The sequence below is a fragment of the Listeria floridensis FSL S10-1187 genome (assembly GCF_000525875.1).
Classification (GTDB): domain Bacteria; phylum Bacillota; class Bacilli; order Lactobacillales; family Listeriaceae; genus Listeria; species Listeria floridensis.
This window is the reverse complement of the sequence record NZ_AODF01000029.1, coordinates 23,621-30,848: the sequence shown is the minus strand read 5'-3', so window position 1 is coordinate 30,848 and position 7,228 is coordinate 23,621. Positions and strand designations below refer to the sequence as shown.

The following is a 7,228-nucleotide window of genomic DNA, read 5'->3' as shown; positions in this document are numbered from 1 at the left end:
ACGTCCATTAGCAGAAGTTGTTCCACTAATCGATGTTTGACCCGCTCCAAGTGTGTTATTTGAATTTACAGTTACATAAGCATAATCTGCCGCTTCTGCACCTTGTTGTGGTGCAATATAGGTCATAATTGGTGTTGCTAAAACATTTGCCGCTAAAAGTGCCACGGCAGTTTTTTTTAATAAATTGCTTCTTTTTTGTCATATTCTTTTTTCTACTCCTTTTCAAATTAAAATATTATTTCCGGTTTGGCTAACTCCCCTCCTTCTCTTAATTAAAGTCTAGCATTTAAAATTCTAAAAATAAGGGTCTTTAGGCTATTGATCTTTAGGAAAGAATGACAGTTTTGTGAAAAATTTTTTTTGTTTTGTATTGTTTCTACTGCCTTTAGACATCTAAAAGGAGACTAGTACTTTAGTTATATAAAATGAAAATTTTGATAAATATATCTGATTTCCCATTTTTAAACTAGCAAATTAATTTACTTTTTATGTATTGGAATCATATTTTCCAACAAATAAATATCCTAAAATTCAGATAAATGAATGTCTGGAATTTATTACTCAGAAAGGTAATAAATAAATTTATTAGCACGAATAAAAAAGCAAGAATCACACTTTGATTTTTTTTAAAAAAAGAACTCCTTTGATTTTTTAAAAAAAAGAATGCTCCTCTTTTTCTTTTTTTATGTCAGTTTCAGCATCCATAAAGATTTGTGCGATTTCTTGATAAGTCTTTCCCCAGACATCCATAATCTCATCCATTGCCCCATCGCCAAGTACAACCTTAATCGCCTCTAGCAAATGATAGCTGGCAATCGGATAATGTCTGGTTTCACTTGAAGCGCCTAATGTTAATGACCAATTCGGATGACCTTCTAAGCAAGTACTGACAAATCATCAATGTTACTCCCCCGCAACTAAAACCGTGTTGGCTAGTACCTTCGGATGTGCTGCAAACATATTTTACTAGAAAATAGACGTAATTTCCGTTCCTTTATCCTGTAAAAATGGGATGGTTTGTTTAACCTTTTCTTGGATTCGCCTATCAAACATCTTGATCACCTTTAATAATTTGTTTTGCTAGTTTAAACCTTTTTCAGCAGACGTTTTATTATAAGAAGAAATACTGGTGATTTTAGAAAGAATCATAATTTACTATTAGAAATCTTAATTTACAGAATTTCTCTTATTTATTTCTATGCAATACAAAAAAGGCGTTATTCGCTTAAACAAGCGAATAACGCCAACAAAAAGGGAGTTTAAGGTAAGACGATGGCTCATTGCTAAAAAGGGAGAAAAAAAAATGAGCCATCGTTGCTTAACTTATATTTACCCCAACTCAAAGAAATAAATCTTAATTTACATCACAATAATATTAACAAAAATTAAATAATATTATATATATGTAAATAAAATTACACTTTTTAACATCATCTAAAAAAAGAGTTTTGTCGTGCTGCCCCAATAATTAAGCAAAGCCATCCAGCAATGAATGCAAATCCGCCAAACGGTGTGAGCATGCCGAGAATCGAAATTTTTGTAATACTTAATACATATAAACTTCCGGAAAACAGCACAATACCGAGTGAAAATAACACAGCAGCTGCTCCGTATAAATGACTATTTTCTTTCATTAATAATAAACCGCAGATAAGGATACCAATCGAATGAAACATTTGATATTGTACTCCTGTTTCCCATGTGGAGGCGTTTGAGCCAAGAATGTCTTTTAATGCGTGGGCTCCAAATGCTCCGATTGCAACCGAAAGCATTGCAAATATCCCACCTGTGATGAGTGCTTTTTTCATGTTTTTCGCTCCTTTTTATTAAAAATCAAATAACGATTTTCCGTTTGCGCCATCCTCAAAATCGATTTTTCCAGTGTTTTGTGGCATTTCTTGAGTAGATTTTTCTCCCGTCATTTCCTGCCAAATTTTTTCTTCAGAAAGCTTGGGGGTTTTTTCAATTGTTTCTTCCAAGAGAAGCTCTGCTAAAACTTTGACGGTGTTTAGATGGAGCTTTCGTTCAAAACGATCGTCCGACTGTTTCGCAAGCAACACTTCCTGCTCCATTTTCGCAAATATTTTTTGTTCATAAGTCCCCACTATTACTTGCTCCCATCGATTTGTTTAATTACTCTGGCAGGATTTCCGCCAATTACGACATTATCCCCAAAACTTTTTGTCACAACAGCACCAGAAGCAACCACTACATTGTCGCCAAGGGTGACACCTGGATTAATGATGGCTCGACCGCCAATCCAAGCATTGTCGCCTATTGAAACCGGTTTTCCGAATTCGAGTCCACTGTTTCGCTCAGCTGCATTAAGTGGGTGTGTAGCTGTATAAATATGTACACCCGGTGCGAGCATGCAATTATCCCCAATGTGAACTTCACATACATCTAAAATAACACAATCAAAATTCGCATAGAAATTTTCACCTAAGTAAATATTCGACCCGTAATCAACACGGACATTCGGTTCCGCATAAACCGACTCCCCCGTTTTACCGAATAAGCGTTTCAGCAACTCTGACCGTGTATTTCGGTCCATTGCTTCATTGATTTCTCGCATTAGTTTTCGTGCCCTTGACCTTCCGTGCGCAAGCTCATGATCAGAAGGGTCATACATCTCCCCGGCGAGCATCTTATCAACTTCTTTTTTCACCCTCGAACACCCCATTTCACATTGCTTTCTCTATTATAGCGAATTTTAGAAAGCGAAGCAAAAGCCCTCTATTCCTCGTACTGAAAACCTGCAAATTTTTCCCAAAAATGCTATGCTTATTAAGTGAATCAAGGAAAACACAGGAGGAGTTTTATTTATGATTAAAGTTATTGCTTCTGACATGGATGGAACACTGTTAAATTCCGATATCTATGTCACGGAAGAAAACGTGAAAGCAATTGAATCTGCACGTGAAAAAGGCATTCATTTTGTGCTGTGCACAGGAAGAATGTACGATGATGCCATGAGTTTGATTCATAAAGCCGGTTTATTTGCACCCGCGATTTGCATGAACGGAGCTGAAATTCGTGACGAGCACGGAAACGTTTTGCTACAACATGTTATTGATAAAGATCTTGCCCGAAAAACTTTTCAGGTCTTAACAGATCTTGGCATGTATACAGAAGTCTTTACTGATATTGGTCCGATTTCAACCAACCGTGCTAAAGGAAAAGCCTTTATGATCCAAATGTTTCAAAAGCTCCACCCTGATCGAAACTTAGACACAATTACAGAACATGTCGAAGAACGTTTTGAAGCGAAAAATATTCATGAAATAAATGATCCTGAACGCATTTTCTCCAATGACGAAATGCAAGTTTTAAAGTTTATTTCATTTTCCGCCGATTCTGATGTTCTGAAAGAAGCTCAAAAAACATTAAACGCATCCAATGAGCTTTCTGTTACATCTTCTTTCTCAGATAATATCGAAATCACACATCGCGCTGCGCAAAAAGGAATTTCATTACAATATTACGTCGAAAAGCAAGGAATTTCACTTGCAGAAACCTTTGCAATCGGCGATAATATGAATGATATTTCTATGCTGAAAATGGCAGGATACAGTGTCGCAATGGGCAATGCTGAAACTGCTGTCAAAAAGCTTGCGAAATTCACAACAACCACGAATGATGAAAATGGCGTAGCCAAAGCAATATATGAAATGCTCAAAACAAATTGAAACTTAAATTTTGGAGGGATTTTGAATGACAATTAAAAAAACATTAACGATAGCAGGATCTGATTCAAGCGGCGGAGCTGGTCTACAAGCAGATCTGAAAACGTTTGAAGAATATGGTACATTCGGTTTCAGCGCCCTAACAACAATTGTGACAATGGATCCGGATAACAATTGGTCCCACGGAGTAACTCCAATTGATGCCGGTCTTGTACGCGAACAGCTGAAAACAATTCTTTCAGGAGGACCAGTCGATGCAATGAAAACAGGAATGCTCGGTTCGGTTGAGATTATTAAAGCAACGCGCGAAGCGATCGACAAACACGGCTTAAAAAATGTTGTAATTGATCCGGTTATGGTATGTAAAGGCGAAGATGAACTCATTCAACCGGAAAATGCTGAAGCAATTCGTGACCTTCTTCTTCCAGTTGCGACTGTCACAACACCAAACCTTTTTGAAGCAGGACAGCTTTCCGGACTTGGAAAATTAAAAACAGTCGATGACATGAAAAAGGCAGCTGAAAAAATTCATGAACTTGGCGTTCAATATGTTGTCATTAAAGGCGGAAAAGCGCTTGAAAGCGATAAAGCCATTGATTTAATGTACGACGGAAAAGCATTTACCATTTATGAGGTAGAAAAGATTGATACAAACTATAACCACGGCGCTGGATGCACATTTGCCGCTGCAATTACTGCCGGTCTTGCAAAAGGAATGAGTGTTCCGGATGCAGTTCAAAAAGCGAAAGATTTCGTAACAGCTGCCATTCAAAACGGTTTCGCACTTAACCAATTTATTGGCCCAGTTTGGCACGGCGCGTACAACCATGCCGAAGATCGAATTAAATAAGTTCTAAAAAATTAATCTAAAAAGACAAGTTCAGCATTTTTTGTTGAATTTGTCTTTTTTTTATTTCTCCCATTGCTTTATTTCATGTATAATGAAGAAGAACTTAGAATAAGGGGGATTTACATAAATATGGAGCAAAATAAAGGAAGTTACTCAAAACCAACAACTGAAAAAAACTATTTTTGGCCGATCATGATTTTTTCAGCGGTTGCAGTGATCATCATTCTGTTACTCTTCTTCTCACCGATTGGCTATCAAGGCACCGTAAGTTTTGATCTCACCATTTTTCCACGAATGAATGCTATTTTTAATAGTTTCACATTTGTCTTTCTATTGATTGCGCTTTGGGCGATCATTGTGAAAAAGAACGTAAAAATGCACCGTGGCTTCATCTTGGCAGCATTTACATCGACATTGTTCTTCCTTGTATCTTACTTAACGTTTCATTTCCTTTCAACTGGGACAAACACTTTCGGCGGAACAGGAATTATCCGTCCGATTTACTTTTTCATTTTGACAACACACAGCTTCCTCGCTGCTGTCGTAGTACCGCTTGCATTATTCGCTCTTGTTTGGGGCTGGACAATGCAAGTCGAAAAGCACAAAAAAAATCGTACGCTGGACTATGCCAATTTGGCTTTATGTCAGCCTAACCGGCGTTCTCGTTTATCTATTCATGGCACCTTATTATTAAGCAAAAACATGGGAAGCGAGCTTCCCATGTTTTTATTTTTCTTCATTTGGCATCGTTTCTAGATTAGCATCATTCCTGCTTTCTATCCCGTCCGGTAAATTCCATAAAAACTGACTAACCAGCGTATCTACTTCTGCATTCTCATGCAGACCGCTGTGCGTAATATTTGGACCTGCCACGACCCGCTCTTGATAGCTTCCTTGCGGGAAAAAGTGTTTTGCGAAAAAAACACTGCTGACTTCTACAAGACCATCTGATCCGCTCTCGGATCGGTCACCAGCAATCACAAGAACTTGGATGTTTTTCGGGATACTTTCTTTTTGTTTCACCAGCTGCTTAAGTGCATCTGATCCGGTTTTTAAATCATGCGCGGCTGGGTCTTTCTGCAACTTGAAATAATCTGCTTTGTTTATTCCTTGAAACGGTGTCGCGATAGCAATAAATTTTTGTGGAACCGGATAAGTTGCATCAATTGGGATATTTTCCAAATAGCTCAAAATCGCCAAGCCGCCCATTGAATGCCCAACAAAATTTATGGTTTTCACTTGTTCGCTTTCCCTGAGATAACGCATCGCTTTTTCAAGCCAAACCGTTTGACGCGAGAGACTGGCACGATTGTCTTCAAATAGAATCTGTACTGCTGAATTCCCGTTTGTTTCGTAATTATCCAAGCCGCCGCTGACATGAAGTTTCCCATTTGATGCCACCAAAATTCGCATCGCGATAAGGTTATGCCCATCATATCCAAATCGATTCAGCATATGCCCAAACGAATTTGTTGTCCCTTTATAACCGTGTACGAAAACCGTTGGAATAATTTTTCCCCGCACATCTGTCCTTTCCTCCTGCCGTTCTTTCCAGTAACCGCCGTATATGGCCGCTAAGATCACTACGAATATGACGGCAAGAAAACCAAAAAATTTTACTTTCCGCACATTAACACTTCCTTTGCAAATCGACTGACGCTAGTCGCAGTGATATAGGTCATCTTTTGAGACCATAAAAATCTTCGTGACAGCCGTCTCCTCGACGACGACCGCATTTAAACTCCCGCCAAAAACTGCTCCTCCGTCAATATCCATCCTCGTCTCATCAACTGATACCCAAATGCGGCTTGAGTCATGATTATGTAAGTTCTGAACGGGCGTATGCCCAAAAATAAAAACTTTTCCCGTATGATTTTCACCAAATAAAAACGGTTCGCGAATCCAGTAAAACTCTTTTGGAGCAGTATCATGCCAGTCTTTAAGTGTAAGATCGACCCCGGCATGAACAAACACATATTGATTCACTTCATGATAGAGCGGTCGCGAATCTAGAAAAGCTACAAGATCTCCCGACTCTTCCATCACTTTTCGCGCTAGTTCTTCTGGTGACTTATCCTCACTCACATTTTCAATCAAGAGTGATTGAATCGTTTCCATCCCGCCTTGGCTCATATAATACTTCATTTTTTCATTTGGATTTTTTAACCAGTCCAAAAGCATTGCCTCGTGGTTTCCCTTTAATACAATCACATCAGCTTCATCATATAATTCTTTAACAAGTCTGACAACAGCACCGGGATTTTCTCCGCGATCAATTAAATCGCCAAGAAACAAAAGTTGTTCCTGTTCCCTATCCCAGTTTTTTTAAAATTTTTTTTTAGGAGTTCAATCTCACCATGTACATCTCCAACTGCAAAAATCGGCTTCATCTTTATGTTTCACCCCAATTAGTCAAATGGAATAAAAACGCCCAAAATCGTACTCGGACGTTTTTACTTCCCCCTTTTTATACGCTTTTATTCAACAGGATCTTTCCTTAATTGTTCTTCGATTTCTTTAATTTCTCTTCGTATACTCGAAAGTCGCATCTCTGAAGAAGACATTGGACCATTTTGTAGCATCGGATCTTCAAAATCCCTTGAATCTGCCGCAAGATCTTGATACTCATGACGCAGTTCAATCAATCGATCTTCTAACTCTTGTCGTTTTTCAGTATTCATGATTTACACCT

Annotated in this window: 7 protein-coding genes and 2 pseudogenes; 3 read left to right on the top strand and 6 right to left on the bottom strand. The window is 38.3% G+C overall.

The genetic code is table 11. From position 1 onward, the window contains the following. Window positions 1–1,430: 1,430 nt before the first annotated feature. Genes MFLO_RS11045 through MFLO_RS11035 form a run of 3 tightly spaced genes read right to left on the bottom strand, consistent with a single transcriptional unit; the run spans window position 1,431 to window position 2,668 of the window. Complete coding sequence (locus MFLO_RS11045; RefSeq protein ID WP_036098043.1) at window positions 1,431–1,808, bottom strand: DUF423 domain-containing protein; 378 nt, start codon at window positions 1,806–1,808, stop codon at window positions 1,431–1,433. A gap of 18 nt (window positions 1,809–1,826) precedes the next feature. Beyond that, the gene (locus tag MFLO_RS15720; RefSeq protein ID WP_036098041.1) at window positions 1,827–2,105 is read right to left on the bottom strand and encodes a YwdI family protein; all 279 of its coding nucleotides are present in this window, start codon (window positions 2,103–2,105) and stop codon (window positions 1,827–1,829) included. A gap of 2 nt (window positions 2,106–2,107) precedes the next feature. Further along, window positions 2,108–2,668 (bottom strand): maltose acetyltransferase domain-containing protein, encoded by a 561-nt coding sequence (locus tag MFLO_RS11035; RefSeq protein WP_036098040.1) that lies wholly within the window; start codon window positions 2,666–2,668, stop codon window positions 2,108–2,110. 157 nt (window positions 2,669–2,825) lie between these two features. Between MFLO_RS11035 and MFLO_RS11030 the strand changes: the two genes are divergently transcribed. From MFLO_RS11030 to MFLO_RS11020, 3 genes and pseudogenes are all read left to right on the top strand, one after another. After that, a complete protein-coding gene (locus MFLO_RS11030; RefSeq protein WP_036098039.1) occupies window positions 2,826–3,689 on the top strand; it encodes a Cof-type HAD-IIB family hydrolase in 864 nt (287 codons plus the stop codon). Window positions 3,690–3,714: 25 nt separating this feature from the next. Then, complete coding sequence (gene pdxK, locus MFLO_RS11025; protein ID WP_036098038.1) at window positions 3,715–4,536, top strand: pyridoxine/pyridoxal/pyridoxamine kinase; 822 nt, start codon at window positions 3,715–3,717, stop codon at window positions 4,534–4,536. A gap of 129 nt (window positions 4,537–4,665) precedes the next feature. Then, a pseudogene (locus MFLO_RS11020) lies at window positions 4,666–5,230 on the top strand (DUF420 domain-containing protein). 32 nt (window positions 5,231–5,262) lie between these two features. Here MFLO_RS11020 and MFLO_RS11015 read toward each other — a convergent pair. From MFLO_RS11015 to MFLO_RS11005, 3 genes and pseudogenes are all read right to left on the bottom strand, one after another. Next, a complete protein-coding gene (locus MFLO_RS11015) occupies window positions 5,263–6,165 on the bottom strand; it encodes an alpha/beta hydrolase (RefSeq protein WP_036098036.1) in 903 nt (300 codons plus the stop codon). A gap of 30 nt (window positions 6,166–6,195) precedes the next feature. Beyond that, window positions 6,196–6,926, bottom strand: a pseudogene (locus MFLO_RS11010) (metallophosphoesterase). An 87-nt stretch (window positions 6,927–7,013) separates the two neighbouring features. Beyond that, window positions 7,014–7,217: an Lmo0654 family protein gene (locus MFLO_RS11005; protein WP_036098034.1), complete on the bottom strand. Its 204-nt coding sequence runs from the start codon at window positions 7,215–7,217 to the stop codon at window positions 7,014–7,016. Between the last annotated feature and the right edge of the window lie 11 nt (window positions 7,218–7,228).

Excerpts from the sequence above, each read along its gene's own strand:
- MFLO_RS11030 (WP_036098039.1), top strand. The coding sequence starts at position 2,826 with ATGATTAAAGTTATTGCTTCTGACATGGATGGAACACTGTTAAATTCC.
- pdxK (WP_036098038.1), top strand. The coding sequence starts at position 3,715 with ATGACAATTAAAAAAACATTAACGATAGCAGGATCTGATTCAAGCGGC.
- MFLO_RS11045 (WP_036098043.1), bottom strand. The coding sequence starts at position 1,808 with ATGAAAAAAGCACTCATCACAGGTGGGATATTTGCAATGCTTTCGGTT.
- MFLO_RS11005 (WP_036098034.1), bottom strand. The coding sequence starts at position 7,217 with ATGAATACTGAAAAACGACAAGAGTTAGAAGATCGATTGATTGAACTG.